The sequence below is a fragment of the Psychrobacter sp. Ps4 genome (assembly GCF_022129285.1).
GTDB lineage: Bacteria > Pseudomonadota > Gammaproteobacteria > Pseudomonadales > Moraxellaceae > Psychrobacter > Psychrobacter immobilis_A.
This window is the reverse complement of the sequence record NZ_JADQAK010000004.1, coordinates 142,772-162,881: the sequence shown is the minus strand read 5'-3', so window position 1 is coordinate 162,881 and position 20,110 is coordinate 142,772. Positions and strand designations below refer to the sequence as shown.

General features: G+C 42.2%; 13 protein-coding genes and 2 tRNA genes. All 15 read right to left on the bottom strand.

The features are described from left to right. Positions 1-11 precede the first annotated feature (11 nt). The 15 genes from I3252_RS04125 to I3252_RS04055 all read right to left on the bottom strand — a co-directional run bounded on the left by I3252_RS04125 (position 12) and on the right by I3252_RS04055 (position 19,918). On the bottom strand, positions 12-842 hold the full coding sequence (locus I3252_RS04125) for a SprT family zinc-dependent metalloprotease (RefSeq protein WP_238034311.1): 831 nt from the start codon (positions 840-842) through the stop codon (positions 12-14). 2 nt (positions 843-844) lie between these two features. Beyond that, entirely contained in the window at positions 845-4,162 is a 3,318-nt protein-coding gene (locus tag I3252_RS04120; RefSeq protein WP_238034310.1) for an HsdR family type I site-specific deoxyribonuclease, read from the bottom strand. Next, positions 4,159-4,821, bottom strand: a complete 663-nt coding sequence (locus I3252_RS04115) for a hypothetical protein (protein ID WP_238034309.1) — start codon at positions 4,819-4,821, stop codon at positions 4,159-4,161. Before I3252_RS04115 ends, I3252_RS04120 begins: the two co-directional genes overlap by 4 nt. 177 nt (positions 4,822-4,998) lie before the next feature. Continuing rightward, a complete protein-coding gene (locus tag I3252_RS04110; protein WP_238034308.1) occupies positions 4,999-6,453 on the bottom strand; it encodes an anti-phage deoxyguanosine triphosphatase in 1,455 nt (484 codons plus the stop codon). A 74-nt stretch (positions 6,454-6,527) separates the two neighbouring features. Continuing rightward, the gene (locus I3252_RS04105) at positions 6,528-7,733 is read right to left on the bottom strand and encodes a restriction endonuclease subunit S (RefSeq protein WP_238034307.1); all 1,206 of its coding nucleotides are present in this window, start codon (positions 7,731-7,733) and stop codon (positions 6,528-6,530) included. Next, entirely contained in the window at positions 7,723-9,243 is a 1,521-nt protein-coding gene (locus tag I3252_RS04100; protein WP_238034306.1) for a type I restriction-modification system subunit M, read from the bottom strand. Before I3252_RS04100 ends, I3252_RS04105 begins: the two co-directional genes overlap by 11 nt. Positions 9,244-9,304: 61 nt before the next feature. Beyond that, positions 9,305-9,802 (bottom strand): hypothetical protein, encoded by a 498-nt coding sequence (locus tag I3252_RS04095; RefSeq protein ID WP_238034305.1) that lies wholly within the window; start codon positions 9,800-9,802, stop codon positions 9,305-9,307. A 265-nt stretch (positions 9,803-10,067) separates the two neighbouring features. Beyond that, positions 10,068-11,432, bottom strand: coding sequence for an integrase arm-type DNA-binding domain-containing protein (locus I3252_RS04090; RefSeq protein ID WP_238034304.1), 1,365 nt, complete (start codon positions 11,430-11,432; stop codon positions 10,068-10,070). 164 nt (positions 11,433-11,596) lie between these two features. After that, a tRNA-Leu gene (locus tag I3252_RS04085) sits at positions 11,597-11,683 on the bottom strand. Between the two features lie 123 nt (positions 11,684-11,806). Continuing rightward, positions 11,807-11,880 (bottom strand) — tRNA-Cys (locus I3252_RS04080). Positions 11,881-12,276: 396 nt separating this feature from the next. After that, positions 12,277-13,374 carry a formate dehydrogenase accessory sulfurtransferase FdhD gene (locus tag I3252_RS04075; RefSeq protein ID WP_193009401.1) on the bottom strand — a complete coding sequence of 366 codons (1,098 nt, stop codon included), beginning with the start codon at positions 13,372-13,374 and terminating at the stop codon, positions 12,277-12,279. Between the two features lie 85 nt (positions 13,375-13,459). Then, positions 13,460-15,832, bottom strand: coding sequence for an FdhF/YdeP family oxidoreductase (locus I3252_RS04070; RefSeq protein ID WP_238034303.1), 2,373 nt, complete (start codon positions 15,830-15,832; stop codon positions 13,460-13,462). 146 nt (positions 15,833-15,978) lie between these two features. Continuing rightward, positions 15,979-17,286 (bottom strand): transposase, encoded by a 1,308-nt coding sequence (locus tag I3252_RS04065; RefSeq protein ID WP_238034302.1) that lies wholly within the window; start codon positions 17,284-17,286, stop codon positions 15,979-15,981. A gap of 287 nt (positions 17,287-17,573) precedes the next feature. After that, positions 17,574-18,542, bottom strand: a complete 969-nt coding sequence (locus I3252_RS04060; RefSeq protein ID WP_226950204.1) for a c-type cytochrome — start codon at positions 18,540-18,542, stop codon at positions 17,574-17,576. Continuing rightward, positions 18,542-19,918: a cytochrome c gene (locus tag I3252_RS04055; protein ID WP_238034301.1), complete on the bottom strand. Its 1,377-nt coding sequence runs from the start codon at positions 19,916-19,918 to the stop codon at positions 18,542-18,544. The genes I3252_RS04060 and I3252_RS04055 overlap by 1 nt, the downstream gene beginning before the upstream one ends. Between the last annotated feature and the right edge of the window lie 192 nt (positions 19,919-20,110).

Sequence of the window (20,110 nt, the reverse complement as noted above, 5' to 3'; positions counted from 1 at the left end):
TTTCAAAGCTACTACTCATTCAAGTAAAACTCAGCCATGCTATCGAGCTGCGTCTTAACTTCTTTCCAGTGAGGCATGACCTGAGTAAGCAGTCGCCAGAATCGGTCACTGTGATTGTATTCAGCAATATGACACAGCTCATGCAAGATCACGTAGTCGATACATTCTTTGGGAGCTTTAACCAAATGCGGATTGAGGACTAAGTTACCTTGAGTCGAGCAGCTGCCCCATTGTTTTTTCATCGATAGTATCTTGAAGGTAGGGGAGCTATTTACCCAAATAGCTTGAGGCAATACGGCAGCAAGGCGCTCTGCAAATATCGTTTTGGCCTTGGTCTGATACCAACCATCTAACAGTGACTTAACTTTAGTGGCTCGATCGCTTCCGTCACTGGCATTACTGTCATCATGAGTTAAGGTAACCGTTAGCTTGCCACGAATGAGCTTCACACCAGCGACTTGCTCAGGGTCGATAATCACCTTTAACACGTACCTGCGGCCCAAATAGAACTGGGTCTCACCACTGACATAGCGTCTGGGTAGCACGTCGCTTTTTTGCTTGGCAAAGTCTTGCACGTGCTGCCAGATCCAGCGAGCACGTTTTTTTACTGAATTATGTATAAACTCATCTGTCACTTGCATCGGTACAGTGACCACTACGCGCTGATCAGGATGCACCTTAATACGTAGCTTACGAGCTTTGTCTTTCCGTATCACCTCATAGCTTATTTTGTCTTGTCCATAGTGCAAATGGTGCAGCAGACCATCAGCTTTGGTATGCCTGCTATCTTCGATAGGCTGCTTGTCATTGTTTGCTGTAGTGTGCTCTAAGCGACTTGCCATGATTAGTTGCCCCTAGAGATGCCATGGCGAGTGATATCTATTACTTTATCAGACAGCTTTTTAGCGTTGTCGGTACCGATGGCCTTGAACAATAGCTTTAGCAATCCAACTCTAATATCTTTTTCCATTTGTGACGGATTCAGTGAGTTCTCTGCCACCGCTTTATTAACGACTTCATCTATATCATAGGCACAGCTGACAAGTGATTCATTGTCTAAATCGTTTTTTGCTAGGAAGTTTGCAGCAAATAAATGTTTGAATAACCCAAAGTAGGCTTGTGCATGCTTGTTATGTTTGCCTGACTCATCGATAAACTCATTAGGAATATCAGGCACTTTGCGAGCTTTGACGTCTTGTTCAAAGTCAGCAAACATCATGTATTGCTTGACTGGTGCATCGAACATGGCCTTGGCATCTTCAATGGCTTTTTTCAGGAGCTTGGAGAAATGCTCTTGCGCATAGGGATCATCAGCCAAATCTTGCTCAATCATTTTAGTGACGCGGCTGGTGATCTTATCGGTTTGGTTACGTGCCTCATCATCACTCAGCACTTCAGGCTTAATGTCTTTGCCCATATTACCGACTAGGTAAGCGCCTTTAGGCTCTCTGACTTCTATGCCTGCGATATGCTTGTTGAGTAGGGTACGAATGTCGTCTTCAAACTCATCAAAGTTGATGGTTTCATTAGCATCTTCACGCACTTGCTTACGCAGTTCAACGAAAGACTTTAAGTCCTTTTTATAACGATCTCGCTTACCGTCAAAGAAACTGTCTTCAAAGTATGAAGCAGACTGTAATGCGACTTTCATGACGTTAGCAAACTCAGTTAAAGCGGCATAAAAGTCATCACGCTTTTTCAGGCGCGTATCGATGAATACACCCTCTCTTTCTTCTATTTTAGGTGATAGAGATTGGCGAAGTGATGGACCATGTTGCTTGTTTGCGACATCAGAGAAAATGCCCCAAACCTTTTTGTGGAGCATCGGCAGTTTTTTGTACTCAGAGTCCATGGCATGGTACATACCAGCCAAGTCTTCAATGTCAAAGCCACCTTGGGTGCGCTCAGCAAGATCTTGGTATTTTTCAATAGTGATATCTAGCTCTTTTAAGATACCTCGATAATCAATCAAGTAACCAAACTGCTTTTTGCTATGCAAACGGTTAACGCGAGCAATGGCTTGAATCAGGTTATGACTCTTTAAAGGCTTGTCGATATACAGAACGGTGTTTTTGGGTTCATCAAAGCCCGTCAACAGCTTATCCACCACGATCATAATGTCGGGGCCATCGTCTTGACTAAAGGCATCGATAATGTCCTTAGTATATTGGGTATCGTCCATACCGTATTTGGGAGCGACGTTATCCTGCCACCAGTTTTGTACGATGTCTTTACTCTCGGCGTCGACGACTTCATGCCCTTCACGAGTATCAGGAGGTGACATAGCCACTACTGAGCTGACCTTACCAATGGTATCTAAGGTTTGCTTATAGCGAATGGCAGACACTTTAGAATCACAAGCCAGCTGACCCTTTAGGCCTTGTTGTTTGAAGTTCTGAAAATGATCGGAGATATCATGGGCTATCAGTTCAATGCGGCCTTCAACTTGATATACCTGTCCTTTTTTAGAGAACTTACGTTTGAGATCCGCTTTTTGATCACTCGTCAGCTTTTGGGTAATGCGGTCAAACCATTTATCGATAGCGACATCATTGGTATTGAGCTCAGGGATGCGTTCTTCGTAGAGTAGGGGCGTGACGGTTTTATCGGCTACGGCTTGCTGCATGGTGTAGGAGTGAATGATGGTACCAAATTTGTTTTCGGTCTTATCATCTTTTAATAGTGGTGTACCAGTGAAAGCGATAAAAGCCGCATTTGGCAGTGCTTGCTGCATACGGATGTTGTTTTCACCGTTTTGGCTACGATGCCCTTCATCGACTAAGACGATGATGTTGCTACTTGGGTTATAAAAGTCATCGTATTGCGCAGCCGCGCCAAATTTATTAATGATAGAAAATATAATACGCTCGTTGGTCTTGCCAATCTTTTTCGCTAAGTCTCGACCTGATAGCGCTTTGGCTAGGCGACGATCTATATCGCTTAGGGCACCTGCTGATATAAAGGTACGCGCGATTTGGTTCTCTAAATCCACCCGGTCAGTGACCACAAACACACGGCATTTAGCCAATTCCTCAAGCCAAATAAGTGCCTTGGATAAGAACACCATCGTGTACGATTTGCCACTACCTGTGGTATGCCAAATCACGCCACCCTCACGGCTTCCTTGCTCGTCAAAATTACTGATACGCTTAACTAGGGCCTTAATACCAAAGACTTGCTGATAACGCGCTACGATTTTACCTGCTTTACTATCAAACAGCGTGTAGTAGCGGGTCATGTCCAGCAGTCGATCTGGGCGCAGTAAGCTGATGATTAGCCTGTCTTGATCGGTCACAGCTAACTCGCCAGCAGCAAGCAGCGACTGATATTCACGCTTATCATAAGCGCTACGCTGAGCAAATAGATGGTCGATTTGAGCGTCATCTAAGCGCTGGTTTTTTAGCCGATAAAACTCAGGCTCGCTGATTTCTTCTTCAATCCACTTCGACCAAAACTTTTCAGGGGTGCCGCAAGTAGCGTATAAGCCTTCATGACCATTGACCGCAAGCAAGAGCTGACTGTAAGCAAACAGATGCGGAATGTACTTTTGACCTTGATTGCGGATGTGCTGCGAGATGGCTTGCGCATTGGTCGATTGATGCGGATTGTTTGAGTCGGGGCGTTTGGCCTCTATGACCACCAGTGGTAGCCCATTCACAAAGCAGACAATATCAGGTATCACGTTACCAGTCGCATCAGCGTTTTGCACAACCATCTCTTCGCTAACATGATAAGCGTTATTTTCAATATTTTGCCAGTCAATAAGCTGAATAGTAGGCGAGGCTCTTTTACCATCGATAAATTCGGTGACGTTGACGCCGTAGAGTAGGGCGTCATACAGCATTTCGTTAGCTCGCGTTAACCCTAGGTTCATTGCAGGGTTAAGCTCGCTAATGATTTTGTCGATACCAGCATCAGACAGGTGGTGCTGCTGACCTTCGAATGGAAAGGTTTGACGGGTCAAGTACTCACGTAATACAGGCAATAGCAGCACTTGGTTACTGCTATTGGCTGCTGAGTACGCTGGGGTCTGTAAACTAGAGCTACGCAGCTTTAAACACTCTTCAGGGGATAGGTAGCGATAACCCAAATTCATTAGTAGGATAAGAGCGGGAACTTTTGAGCTAAATTCTTCTTTGAAGTTGATGCTGGGATTGGTCATATCTGCCCGTCTCGATTACATTGTTCATAATCTAATTTGATTACATCCGATAAGGGTGTGAATCTTGGATTCAAAACAACTTCTCTTTCCCCAGCTCTCATCCAAAAAATATCAGAATTACTTATAGTAGTTTTGATCACAACTCGATCTTCTTTGTCAAACCCATAGTGATTAAAAGCGAATGCTTTTGCCGTATCAAAATCAGTAGTCCAGGATTGCCTATTCCTATAGCTCTTATCTTCAAACGATTTTAAAGAACATCCTCTGTATACAGTCATCTCAGCTGGTTGTTCAGAGTAATCATCCACAGGTGAAGATATTACTACTATAGGAAACCATTCATTTTCACCACGATTTACATGTTTATAAATAGCTTTATACACCTCTGTACTCTTTGAGATGTTAAGCTGCTGAAAACAGCTGAACATTGCGTCCATAAATTCATTTTGTTCATCACTACCATCTTGACGATAATGAATCTCAGGGTCGAGTGGAACAGATTTTTTAGAGTCCATAAGCATGTTAAAGAGCAATTTATTTGCTCTTCTTTTGAAACCGTCATCAAAACTATCGTACTTCTCAAAGAAATGCTCCATCTCAATCTGCATCTCGTTTTTTAAGCAATCTAGCACTGACTGTGGAAGCCCAACTATAATCATTCTGCACTACCCCTAAACAAAGAAAAACCGCCAAGGTTGCGCGTTGCCCAAAGGCACTAAGCGTGACGGTTGTATCAAACACAGCGTAATTAGCTACGATGTCACGGTAACTATTCATAGTAAACCAAGATCATCAAACAATCGCAGAAATAAATATCTATATTAGAATACTATTATTTATAGTCTATCAAATATAGAGCCTTTATTAGGAGTGAAAAACTTCTCATAAAACTTGGTTGCGTAATCATCAGTCATACCAGCGATAAAGTCACAAATAACTCTCATTTGTGCAGATTCTTGCGCTTTTTCTACGACGTTTTTTCCTTCTTGCTCAAATTTTTCTCTAGTAGACTGTGATAAGTATTTTTCTGGATATTTCGAAGCATCCTCTTTAGCCTCTATCCAAATTTTTTTAGTGGGTTTTGGTAAAAATCGCTTTGGGTCTTCCGATAATACTTGAAACAGCTCTATTATTAATTTTTGACCTTTAAACTCAAGCTGCTGAACATTTTCATCTTTTATAACAATATCGAATACGATGTTAAAAATATGCTCTCTTAACTGTTCAACTCTGCTTTTTAATTTAACTTCATAACGTAATAATGGATCTTTACATCTTGAACCATTATCCTCAATAATCACATTAGTTATCATCAAGTGAACTAGACAGCCGATTGCATTTTTTCTTTCATGACTAGCATTACTAAAAAGCCTCTTAGTGATGTTATCAAACTTTAACTCACTATTACCTAGCTCATTTGATAGGTTATTAAACAAGTTAGTTCTAGACTTAAAATGATTTTCCCATTGTGCCTGATTGATCATGCCTAATGATAGTGCGTCTTCCAAGTCGTGTAGGCTATAAGAGATATTATCTGATAAGTTCATGATTGAACAGTCAAGAGACTTAAAACAAGTTTTATCATGCTTATTTTCTTCTGGTTTAGACCTAACAAATTTCTTCACGTCTTTAGGACTAAACCCTTTAAAAACAAAGTCCACAATATCTTTGTCAGTATCGTGATAACATTTAGGTGGTTTCTGTGAATCTGCTTTGAATAACCAATAAGGTGTATCTGTATCCTGCTTAGATTCGTAAACACGGTTATTGACTAAACCACTATATGCAGCGGGATACTTTAAAACACCTAGTAACATTCTTCTTGTAGGATTTAAGCCATGGTCAGCAGTATATTTGTCCAACTTCCCAAGGATTCTTAGCGTTTGACCATTCCCCTCAAACCCACCGTAATTTCTCATGCAATAGTTGAGAGCTACTTCACCTCCATGACCAAAAGGTGGATGCCCAATATCATGCGCTAAACAAATAGCTGTAATTAGAGATATATCAGGCAAGTGATCTTTATGTTCTTTAAATTTCTTCTTTTTACTAAGATATTGAACAATACCTCTACCAATTTGAGCTACTTCCATAGAGTGTGTCAATCGAGTTCGATAGAAGTCACTTTCACCCAAACCTAAGACTTGAGTTTTGGACTGTAACCGCCGAAAAGCAGCTGAATGTATTAGCCTTGCTTCATCTCTATCATACTCACTGCGAACATCACCACGACGTTGGTCTGTAGGCTCTCTTCGCTCTTTCATTTTTTTCTTATCAATACTATCAGTCATTTATATTGCTTCTTTGAATTAAATTTCGCTTAAGTATCGTCTATATTATTTGCATAAGCAAACCTTTGTTTATATTAGATCACCACCCGAACCTTACCCGTCAACAACACCTGCATCAGCGCCTTTTTTTCTTGCTGCAAATCAGCCAGTTGCTGCTCAAGCAATTCAATCTCATTATCAGCATTGGTTAACACGGTGGCGATTTTTTGTTGTTCTTCGAGTGGTGGCAACATTATTAGACAATGATTTATTTCCCCAAGATTGATCTTCCTAGGAAATGCTACGTGAATGGTTCTTTTCCATAATTCACGATGAAATTCTTTTGAGTTAATATAGTAAGTTAGAAATCTAGAATTAAACCTATAGTTTGATTTGATCAATGCTAAGCTAACATAAAAGGATGCTTTAACATCCCATGTCAAACATTTAGCAGTTCCAATATCACCAATTCTTGTCATCAAAATATCATTTTTCTCAAGTTTTACACGCTTATTTTCTTTTTCGTATACTTCCTCAGAAATATATTTTGTGTTTGAAAAATCATTTCTTGTTAGGTGTTCAACACTATAAAAAGGTATACCTTGTTCAAGATATTTTGGTGTACTATGAGTCCCATCATAAATTTTGGTAACGTGCCCAAGCTCTACCTCTTCCCACTCACCCGCAAACGGTTTCCCCTCATCATCAAGCAACCACTTTTTACCCGTCAGCAACTGCTGCATCAGGGCTTTTTTCTGCTGGGTACTATTGTCAATTAAACGCTCGGTGGTGCTAATCGCTTTATCCCAAGTCGATAGAATTTTGGCGATTTTTTGTTGTTCTTGGAGGGGTGGAGTTAATATTTTTGTAGATTTAATAGTTTTTAGCGAAAGGTTTTTTATTGTAGAGCCAGTTAGCTCTGTAGTGTAGAAAGCTTGAGTTTTAGAACTATCCAATGTGTAGTATATGTATTTGATATCAACATCATGATTCACATTTATATAGCACGCACTTTTACCTAGAACAACATTTTCGTTGTTATAAAAAGCTAAGTTACCAATAGTCCCATTAATTGACATTAGAATCGTTCTATCACTCAAATCTCTTCCATGATTCTCAGCATCTTCTGGGCAAACTTTCTTTGTCGTAGATGAAATTGTTATCGAACCATTTTTTAGGTTATTGCCATTAATAAAATGGATATCTGACTTCTCGGTATATTTAGGTGTACTATGAATACCATCACTTATTTTTGTAGTCAGATCAGCTAGCTGTTTAATCTCCCAACCATTAGGCACCATAACCCAACTCCTTTAAAAATCCCGCCATCTCAGTCTCTAAACTTTCCAATTCAGCCTTTAACTCAAGACGCTCAGCACGCACCGCCTCCAAATCGATCTCCGCCTCTTCCTCAAAGGTATCGACATAGCGCGGAATGTTTAGGTTAAAGTCATTTTCTTTTATCTCATCAAAGCTTGCTAGATAAGCGTATTTATCAACACTTTCTCGCGCCTTATAAGTCTCAATGATTTTGGCAATATTATCCTCAGTCAGCTGATTCTGATTTTTACCTGATTTGTACTCATTACTGGCATCGATGAACAACACCGTGTTATCCGCTTTATTCTTTTTAAACAGCAAAATAGCGGCTGGAATACCCGTGCCAAAGAACAGCTTTTCGGGCAGACCAATCACCGTATCGAGTAAATTTTCTTCAATCAATTGCTGACGGATTTTACCTTCACTAGAGGCACGAAACAGCACGCCATGCGGTACGACCACACCCATACGACCGGTATCGTTTTTGAGCGTTTCAATCATATGAGTGATAAACGCATAATCGCCTTTAGTCTTGGGCGGTACACCGCGATGGTAGCGACCATGCGGATCATCGGTTGCATCTTCATGACCCCATTTACTAAGCGAGAAGGGCGGGTTGGCAGTGACCACATCGAAGCGTAATAGATTACCTTTGTCATCGAGTAACAACGGATGGCGCAGGGTATCGCCCCATTCAATGCGGTGATTGTCTTCCCCATGTAAAAACATATTCATCTTTGCCAGTGCCCACGTCGAGCCAATCGCTTCTTGCCCAAACAGCGCATAGTTCTTGCTGCCAGAGTTTTTACGTGCCATGGCTCCGCATTTGATAAGCAACGAGCCAGAGCCACACGCAGGATCGCAGATAGCATCACCTTCGACAGGCTCTAATATAGTTGCCAATAGAGTAGATACTTCAGGCGGCGTATAGAACTCGCCAGCACTGGCACCAGCGTCAGCCGCGAAGTGCTTAATTAAAAACTCATAGGCATTACCAATCACATCCAAGCTACCCACACGAGAGGGGCTGAGGTTCATGACATCTTTGCCAAAGTCTTCGAGCAAATGACGCAGTAGCTCGTTTTTCTTCTTCTCATTACCCAGACGATCGGTATTGAAGCTAATATCTTGGAAGACGTTTTTTAGCTTATTACCGTTGGCCTCTTCAATTGCATGCAGCGCTTCATCGATACGCTGACCGTTGCCGGGCTGATGACGCAGCTCGTATAAATCCCAAAAGCTTGCGCCATCTGGCAGTACAAAGCGCTGGTTCGACATCAGCTCTTTGACCAAGTCCGCATCGCCATATTCTGCCATGAGCGTGTTGTACTCATCTCTATACATATCAGACAAATACTTCAAAAACAGCATGGTTAATATAAAGTCTTTATAGGTATCGGCACTGATCACACCACGAAAGGTATCGCAGGCATCCCAAACGGCTTTGTTAATCTCAGATTGACTGATAGAGGTGGTATTGTTTGAAGCCATGTAAGTGTCTTTCCTTAAATGAGTTTTTGATTGATATTTATAGGGATTGATAGTTATCGTGTTATTGGTTTAATGCATCATGGCAGGTATCTTTGTTCATAGTAATGCTAGTCAGTGGTTGGCGGTCTTGATCGTAGTATAGATAAGAAAATGTAACGTTATTCGCTGCCATGTATTTGTAAGGTATAAAGGTGTCCGTACAGAAGTTCTGCAACGTTTCTACTGAAGATAAGTCTCGTATGAGTTGGCCTTTTTCATCTGCGTTGAGCGGTATCGTATACGTCGTACTGATTTGACCGAAATATGGTGTCATTTCCATTTTTTCAATTTTGAAGGATTTATTCGTATTTTTTGGTGACGATTGAGCTTGCTCATCATTTAAGAAGCGGAAAAACTCAGCTGCTAACGCAGTATTTAAGTACACATAGTTTTCATCGATAATATCCATCGATTTTAATGTTTCATCTATCTCTGATCCGGCATGGCCCACATTAGAAACAGTTGCAAACAGCATAGCTAATAGAATTTTTTTCATTTTACCTAATGAACTCCAAACCATTATAAATAGTCCACTAGCTGGCGCAAATGGCTACAAAAAAGAGGCAGTTTGAGACGATATTTTATTAATGTTGAGCAAAGCATTACCAAACTGATCATTGGTTCAATGGTAAGCTTCCATAAAGGATTGGTCTAACATAAGAGGATAATCCCAATTATTATTGTAATAGATACTATCAGAAACATTCTTTAAATTAACCTATGTGTCTAAATCAGTCATTTAGCCTTTTTAGTAGATAGTATATTGCTCAATAAGTTTTCAAATCTTAGTCTGAGACTTTACTACTAAGCATTGCAAGCACCTTATCCTCTCCTAGCTGATCAATCAATGCCTGAAGCTGAACAGAAGGATCAGTTTTTGTTTGCCCATCCGCTCTAAACTCTTCCGTATCTCTACCTTCTCTTAAAGCGTCTAAATAGTCAGCCCATTTCTGCATCATCTCCGCACGATCATCAATATACTCAAATCGACCATACGCGGCTCCATTAGGATCTTTAGTCGTATGACCCAATGCCATCTCTACAAGCACAAGTGGATACTTGAGCTGCTCTTGCAGTATGGTCTTAGCTGTTGCTCTAAAGCCATGAGCACAATGTATGTCTTTATAGCCCAAATCCTTTAAACGCTTATTAGCAGTAGCGTCAGATATGATCTGATGCTTTTTTGCCGTTTGGCTAAAAAATACGTATTCAGTATGACCGTTGATTTTATGCTGCTCACCTAATATGTTAACAGCTTGACGAGATAGGGGAATCACCATGTCCTTGACCATATTTACCTTGCCTTGACCCTTCAAAGGCTTTAACTGCCATCTACCAGCTTGTAGGTCTAGATCTGCCCAGCGCATACGTCTTAAGTCACCATTGCGAACAAAGAGAAGTGCTAATAGCCTAAGGGAATTAATGGTGTTTGGATCACCTTCTATTGTTTCAATATCCCGCAGTAGCTTAGCAAGCTCTTTGGGCTTGGTAATAGCAGGACGATGACCGTAGCTCGATTTAGCCAATTGGCTTTTGATTAATGCCGCAGGATTACTACTACAAAACCCGCGAGCACCAGCATAGATAAATACATCGCTGGCAATGCCAGCGCAGCGTTCAGCCTTATCCGTAGGCTTGCCATCTTTATTCAAAGTCTTAGCTTGGATGTCCAAAAAAACCTCAAGCATTCTAGGAGAACTAATCTCGCTGATTGGCTCATTGCCAATGTAGGAGCATATTAGCTCTAACCGACCTTTCTTACGAATGAGGGTATTACTCTTCTGAGTCTTATCTAGACTGTCAAAGTACTCCCAAGCAAAGTGATTAAAAGAGTTTTTAGTTTTACTAATAAATCTTTTCTTTATTTCTTCACGATGAAATTTTGGGTCAATACCTTTGCTTAGTAGGTCTTCATATTCACGCCAAACTTCACAGGCACGAGCATACGAGATACTTGGATATATACCGATGGAAATAATACTTTGCTTAGGATTTGAAGGCGGGTAGTATCGATACATCCATGACTTAGTCTCAGTAGGACGTACCATTAAGAATAGTTTAGGATGGTTTTTGACAGGAACGAAGTACTTCTTATCTTCAGGCTTATGGCTGCTGATACTTCGGTCTGAACTGATCGCTTTTCTTTCCATACCCTATATCTCCATAAATACACTCAAAACTCAGTATACTTGACAGTATACTCAAAGTGCATGGATTAGGATAGATTCATAGGACAGTATGGAACGTCAGATACAACAAAGCCCCTGATATCAGGGGCTTTAGCTGTTCTATAAGATAGTATAGGACTATGTAATGGTACCCGGAGCCGGACTTGAACCGGCACGCTATTACTAGCGAGGGATTTTAAATCCCTTGTGTCTACCAATTTCACCACCCGGGCAAAACTTGTATTATCTAAAAGTAAGCTTTCTACTTGTTAGATAGTGGTCGCTATTATAAGCATTTATATTAATAAAGCAAGCTAAAATTAATATAATATGAATAAAATTTTAACCTAAATAATTGGAGGCTGAGGTCGGAATCGAACCGGCGTTAACGGAGTTGCAGTCCGCTGCATGACCACTCTGCCACCCAGCCAATCAAGGACGCCTATATTAGCAAATATAATTTAAATTACAAGTTATTTTTTAGCTAAATGCGAATTATCTACTCAATTCTCCTTATTTGACCATAAATTAATGGCTATTCAAAGTATTAAGAGGTCAAATTAAGCTATTATCAAGCTTAAAATTAGGAATGGTTCGTCAAAAAACATCATAATTATCAAACACACAACGAAATAATATCTTTATTATTTCGTTGTGTGTTTGATAAAACGAGATAGGGAATAGATAGTGTTTTAAAAAGGTCTTGTTTGAGCTAAAAAGGAGACCGTTTATTATCGAAAAATCAGCGTTATATGTCTGTCATTAAAGCGCTGCAAATGAGAGTTTATGAATAAGTGCGCTTAATGAGAGAGTCGAGCATAAAACTTTATAGGTCTGAATAATTTGAATAGTAAGTGACTCTGTTATCACGCAAAAAACCCGCTAATCCTAAGCCATAACGCTCAGCGACACGCACTGCGGTACTGGTAGGTGCAGACATACCGACTAGCCAAGGGATGCGCCCACGAATCGATTTTTGTATCAGTTCAATCGATAGGCGCGAGGTCATAAGGACGCAGCTAATCTCTATTTTATTGCGCAGTTGCCAACCGATCAGCTTATCAAGCGCATTATGGCGTCCTACATCTTCGAATAGGTATAGCTGCTGATTATACATCGTCGCAGCGGCGTGTACGGCACCAGTCAATTGGTGAGTATGCTGCATCGCATCGACTTGCTGGCGTATTGCTAATAGACAGTCAAGACTTGGTGTATCTGCCTTTTGTCTGTTTTGACGATAGATACTCAAGTCAGGCAGTGCTTGTGTTAGCCCTGTGATGCCGCATATACCACAACCTGTACGCCCTGCTAGCTGACGTTTTTGCGCTTGGATACGCTGATGACAACGCTGGTTTAGTACTAGCTCCACCACATAAATGTCATAATCTTGCAGTGACGATAAGCTTTGTTCAAATGCTGCAGATTCTAAACTTTCATCCGTAGCATCTCTTATAAATCGTTCCTTTATAAATGAATCTTGCGTGAGATTTTGATAATCTGCAATATCATTCAGTTGGGTAACTTCCCAATCAAGCAGCTCATGACTATGCTGAATTAAGCCTTCGCTAGACAAAAAGCCGACGGCTAAATACTCTAGCTGGTGAGGGCTTGCCATCAGTACCGCATAGTGAATACCATTGATAACGATAGCAACCGCAGCTTCCACTGCTAAGCTCGCTGATTGGCAGTCGATACTGATTTGCTGCATATGGGTCTGTGCAATATTAGTCTTAGCAACACGGGTCTCAATAATGTTGTTAGAGTTATACTTATCTGTCGGATAATGATGCTTTTGCGCCCAATGATTACGTGCAAGCGGCGTTGCAGATGACTCTATAGTTTCTGACGTCTTATCTGTTAGGGTGTTTACCGAAAAATTATCGCTATATTTTGCGTCAGTTTCAGTATCACTTTGGGCAATCATAATACCTCGTTATATCGTATGGTCATTACCAAAATTATCATCTCCTTTAAATATATGCATCATTCAATGATTCGCCCGTTGCTGACTATGCATGATCGGTCGTAACAGCATTTGCCTCAACGCGTTGCAAAACAACGGTCGTCGATTTATACGCTGGTATGTGAGAGTCTGGTGCATGCGTGTCTAAATCAAATAAATCATTACATTCAGGATAATAAGTTGCGACAGCGTTAGCGGCGATATCCATCTCAGTCAATACTAACGGCCCTAGCGTGCGTGGCTGAGCGGTACCGTCTGTGTTATTTGAACCATTTGAGCTGGCATGGCGAGATACCATTACTCGGTCACCTGCTTGCCAACCCAAACGAGTCATTTCATCTGGGTGCATAAACAACACATCACGGCGAGTGGTTTGGCGATAGCGATCTTCAAATCCGAAAATCATGGTATTAAATTGGTCATGGCTACGGACACTGGTCAATTGCCAAATTTTTTGTTCATTGTTTGGCGCACTATTAGTATTATCATTGGGTTTTTTGTCATGGTGAAAGGCTAAAGAGGTCTCTGCCATTTGTGCTGCGACGTAGGTGATAGGGTATTGTGGTACTTCAAATTGCGCTTTGCCACTGTCAGTATTCCACACACGATGCCGCGCAGAATGGTACAAATGAAAGCCACGCTCGGTTTCGCGAATACGCTGATTAAAGTCTTCAAAACCGTCAATCGCTTGGGCGATATAATCACGAACGATGTCAAAGTCTTCACTCATTGCTTGCCAAGGAATGGACGAATCAGCACCAAGCAAATGAGTGGCGATATCTGCCACAATTTGTGCTTCAGATTTCAACGTATCGCTGACGGGTTTCAGGTTGCCTCGAGTGGGTACAATCTGACACATGGAATCTTCGATAGTGGCAAATTGCTCACCTTTGGCAGTAATAATACGTTCGGTACGACCTAAGCAAGGCAGAATAAGATTGTTCGCGCCCGGATACAGCATAGTTTCATTAAGTTTAGTACCGACAAAAATATTGAGCTGAGTGGTGGTGAAAGCTTGCTGAATTGCACTGGTATCAGGTGCTGCCACGGCATAATTACCGCCCATACTCATAAATACTTTTAGCTTACCGGCAATCAATGCTTTTGCACCAGAGACCACATCAAAGCCATTTTCTTGCGGCATCGGACGTTCAAACACACGCTCAAGGCTGTCTAGTAGCTTTTGTGCAGGGCGCTCATGGATGCCCATGGTACGGTCGCCCTGTACGTTAGAGTGACCACGGACGGGAGACGCGCCTGCGCCATCAATACCAATCATACCCATTAATAATAATAGGTTGGTAATCATCGCTACATTGTCATCGCCTTGGACGTGCTGAGTGATGCCCATGCCCCAGGTGCAAATGGTCGCAGGACTCGCCGCTACCAGTTTTGCTATAATAATGATTTCCTCTTTACTGATACCAGACCCGCGTTCCACATCAGGCCATGATTGTTGGCGCAGCCATGCGTCGAGTGCCTCATATCCTGACGTATGCTCATCGATAAAGCTTTGATCGATTTTATTGTTTTTAGTCAGCCACTTAGCGATACCGGTCAAGAGTGCTGCATCGCCGCCGATCTGAATTTGAATGACCTCATCGACCATCTCATCACTTTGACCAGCTGCCATATGCGTGGGCTTTTGCGGATTTCTAAATTTACGTAAGCCTTGTTCGCGCATAGGGTTGATTGAGAGGATTCGACAGCCTTGCTCGTGAGCATGAGCAAGCATTTCAAGCATGCGTGGATGATTGGTCGCAGGATTTTGTCCAAACATCAATATCAGTTTGGCTTGCTCAAAGTCTTCCAATTTCACGGTCGCTTTGCCAATACCCAACTGTCTACCGAGCATTACCGACGTTGGTTCGTGACACATATTGGAGCAATCTGGTAAATTATTGGTGCCAAAACAGCGCACAAACAGCTGATACATAAAGGCGGGCTCGTTGGTCACACGGCCTGAGGTATAAAATAGCGCCTCATCTGGCGAATCAAGCTGTCCTAACTGCTCAGCGATACATTGATAAGCAGCTTCCCAAGAGATTGGTAAGTAGCGGTCTTGCGCGGCATCATAATATACAGGCTCTGATAAACGACCACTATGCTCAAGCTCATAGCCCGACCAGCCTTGTAATTCAGTGACGCTATGTCGCGCAAAAAACTGCGCATCGGCTTTTTTTGTCATGGTCTCACTAGCAATGACTTTGATACCATTTTCACAGACGTCGATGGCTTTATGTGATTTGTGGTCAGGCCAAGCGCAGCCCGGACAGTCGAATCCGCCTTTAGGTTGGTTGCTTTTTAGCACACTTACGCTACCCCGTAAAAAAGTCTGATAATCCATCAGCTTACGAGTAGAGGAAATCAGCGCAGGCCAACCGGCAGCAGGGTGGGAGTAGACAGGAATTTTGCGCATGACAGACCTCATAGTAAATGGCGGTAGCGAACTTTGATATACAGCAACTATATAGTGACGAGCGAGAAGTTTGTAGAAGCATTAACTTTGACATACTCCCACCACTTTCGCCAAGCTCAAGTGGGGGATTCTAAAAGCAGATGCTCTTAGGCGACTTTCTCACGAAGGTCGCTTGTTTTCTGTTTCAACGGGCGACCCTTACTGCATCCTCCCTCCGCAGACAAAACGGCATGTCCTGCCGCTAATATATTACGAGCCGCATTAAAATCAGCGTTCGCAACATACCTACATTTGACGCACTCAAATTTAGACTGAGTTTGTCTATTCTCTTTAGCAATATGCTGACATTGAGAACAGGTTTGACTGGTGTAGTGTGGGTTTACCTTGATCAGTAACCCACCGCGCCATTGCTGTTTGTACTCAAGCATATTAACCATCATGCCCCAGCCTTGATCTAGGATTGATTTGTTTAATCCCGACTTGGCTTTAACATGACGACCTTTGTTCTCCACCGACCCGCTGGCTGATTTCGACATATTAGCGACCTTTAAATCCTCACAAGCAATCATGGCGTGGTTTTTGCTGATGCGGGTGGTGATTTTATGCAAGTAGTCATGGCGAATATTAGCAATGTGGCTGTGTAGCTTTTGAATCTTGCGGTTTTGCTTTTTCCAGTTTTCACTGAATTTTACTTTCTTTGCTAACCCTCGTTGCAATTTGGCAAGTTTGAGTTGATTGGTTTTAAAACTGTTTTTCGGTTTGATGTACTGACCGTTTGAAGTGGTGAGTAGTTTGCTGATACCCATGTCCAAGCCAATGGCGCTTGTGGCAGGGTGACGAGGGTTCTCATCCAGTTCTCGCTCCGTACCAAAAGACACGTACCAGTGCCCTGATTTCTTGCTGATGGTGACATTTTTAATTGTACCAATGATGTCTTGCGACTTCCTAAACTCCACCAGGCCAATGCCATTAGGCAGTTTTACTCGATTACCTTCAACACGGCAATATTTATCAAACTGAACCAAGCGAATTGAGTCGCAGCCATCGGATTTGCGCTTAAATCTTGGCATCAACGAGCGTAGCTGGATTTCTGTGCCGTCAGCCAGTTTAAAGAACTTGGGTTTGCGAGGTTTCTTTTTATTGTCTTTTAATCTGGCATGTACTTTAGGATCAAAGAACCGCGACCAAGCCGATGCCAGATCGCGTACTTTTTGTTGTAAAGACACAGCGTTTGAGCTGCTTTTTAGGAAGTTAAAATCAGGATTACTTTTTAAATCTATAATTTTATTAACCAGATTGGTGGCATTAATAAACTCATCTTTAGCAAACATCTCAAATGAGATTGCCAGCATTTGATTCCAAACAAAACGTGCAGAGCCGACAAGATTATTTAAAATAACCTCTTGCTCCGTATTAGGCTCAAGCCTAAATTTATACGCTTTGTTGATTTTCATAAATGCTCGTGGTGAGTTATAAGTATTACAATAATTAATTATTATACTGGATTCAGGCGCATATTATGTAATTTAAACATTGAAAATGATGCGAAATTCACCGCCACCCTAATGTCGGATGGCGTCCTCTTTCGCGGGTTTGATAGATAACAAAAAAACCTTTAAGAAAAATGCATTTTCTTAAAGGTTTATCGTGTCAATGCTCACTCACAAGCGAGCATAGAATGATGTCTGCTAAGTGAAGTCCTCTTAAGTAAAGTCTTTATAAATACCGTCTTCTTAAGATATTAGTAACGCGCGTCTTTAGGTTTTTTACCATTTGGCCAATCATTGACCTTACCAGCAAAGTCAGGGCGCGGCTGATGAGTAAAGAAGTGCGCCACATCGACGGCATCTTGATCGCTCAGCACATTTCCGTGACCCCATAAGCCTTTGGTCTGAATACCCATGGGCATGTTGTATTTTACAAAGGCTGCCGCCTTGTAAGTACGTGCCATACCAGCACCGATATTAAAGGATTCATCGCCCCACAGTGGCGGGAACACGATATCGCCGCGACTGTCTTTGATGCCTTCGCCATTATCACCATGACAAGTTGCACATTGAGCTTTATAAATTTGTTCGCCGCGGACAGGGTCTGGGGTTAATGATTCATCCACTTTACCCGTATTTTGGATATCGACTTTTTGCTCTTTTGGGGTGTTTTGCGATAGCCACTTCATATAAGCCAACATTGCCAGCATTTCAGGGGATTCAGGTTTCAACGGTTTGCCATTCATTGAGCGCTGGAAGCAGCCATTAATACGTTTGGTTAAATCAACTTCCTTACCAGATCGTGGCATCACGCGCGGATAGAAGTTATAACTATTGATGTACGGATCACCCAGTGGAATTTTACCTTGTGAAATATGGCAGCTGTTACAGTTCATTTGCGCGCCCACATGCTCTGGCAGTAAGCGCTTAGTTTCGTTTAATAAGCGTTTACCATAAAATATCTCATCAGCATTTGGTTCATCCAAGATAGCCGTATCTTGCGGCAGCACATAAGTGCCGATATCTTCGTTGGCATCATCAGTGGTGACTAAGCCGTACTCAGGTGCATTCTGCTCGATAGGCTCGGGCTGCGAGCAACCACTACTGATAGCGGCGATACTAAGCGCTGAAGCAGTAAGGATAGCGGTGGTTAAGTTGCCTATGGTCATTTTTTGAGAGATAACGCGAGCAATAGTAGGCAAGTTGAGTGGAGATTTTTTCATTATTTTGCTCCTTTTGTTTGCGCGTCAATACTTAAGTCTGGAGCAATATCCGTACTGGTTTTTGGTTTTTTGGCGAGGAAAGCCCGCATTTTTACCACGTCATTGACATCGATTTCAGGCGCTTGGTTGGTCCAGCTATTGCGGACATAATTGACCACTTCTGCCACATCTGCATCGCTAAGATTGCTGAATTCAGGCATAGTAAATGCCATACGGTCATGTGGAGTTTCAGGCATACGACCACCGCTCAAGGTAATCTGTAAGACCGAATCGGCATTGTTAGAATAAACCGCACTATTGCCATCAAGCGCTGGGAAAATACGCGCGACTCCTTTACCATCGACACGGTGACAAATTTGGCAATATTCGGCGTACAAAATCGAACCGCGCGAATCATAGTCACCATCTAGTAATTTTTGCGTAGTGATGTCTTTTTTCGCAGGCAGTGTGGCTTCTTTGTTTGGTGCTGGCGTTAATGTTTTTAGATAAGATGACATGGCGTTGATGTCGTAGTCGGTCATATACTGGGTGCTATGCTCAACCACTTCGGCCATGGCACCAAAGGCAGCAGTGGTATCAGTACGACCAGTTTTGAAGAAGTCATTTAATTCTGCAACCGTCCAAGTGCCAAGTCCGCGATGCTCACCGCGGATACTTTTGGCGCGCCAACCATCGATGATGGCACCGCTCAAATACTTGTTAGAATCTGCATTACTTAGAGCGATTTCTTGAAAGCCAATACCGCGCCCAGTATGACAAGAGCCGCAGTGCCCAGGACCTTCGACTAAGTATTGACCACGAGTCAATAGTGCGTCGTCTGTCTCAGGGACAAAGTCACGCTTGCGATCAAATAAGACCTGCCAGTATGCCAAGGGCCAGCGCCAGTTTGCTATCGGAGGTAGCTCGCTTTTTAGATTGGCTTGCTTGACGGCTGTGACATCGGACATAAAGAAGGCGTACATCGTGGCTAAGTCTTCTTCTGGCATGAGCTGGTAAGAGGGATACGGCATAGCAGGATATAAGGCTTTATTATCACTGCGTACCCCATGCTTAACGGCATTTTTAAAGTCGGCGAAACTGTAGTTGCCGATGCCAGTTTCTTGATCGGGTGTGATATTGGTCGAGTAAATTGCCCCAAGTGGCGTTAGCATAGGCAGACCGCCTGCATAAGTCTCGCCATCGAGCGTGGTATGACACGCAATACAGTCAGCAGTGCGAGCGATATATTCGCCCTGCTTGATGAGAGCAGGATCAGTGATATTGACCTCGATATCGTTACTGCTGGTGCGCATATTTGGCAGTAATTTCCCAATAATAAAGGCAACCACCAGCCCGATGATGGCTGCTATTATTATAATCAGTGGCCATTTTTTCATAAGCCCGCCCTCCATAAGATATTTTTACCAAGCTTATAATTCATCACCCATATTTCATGAGGTGTATTAATCATTCTTATTGAAATCAAAATTGAAATCGAATATTTGTGACTTAAGCTCAGCGAATTAAAAGTTACACGACTGTCATCTAGTATAGGGTAGCGGGTAATATTGTGATATTGTGGAAAACCA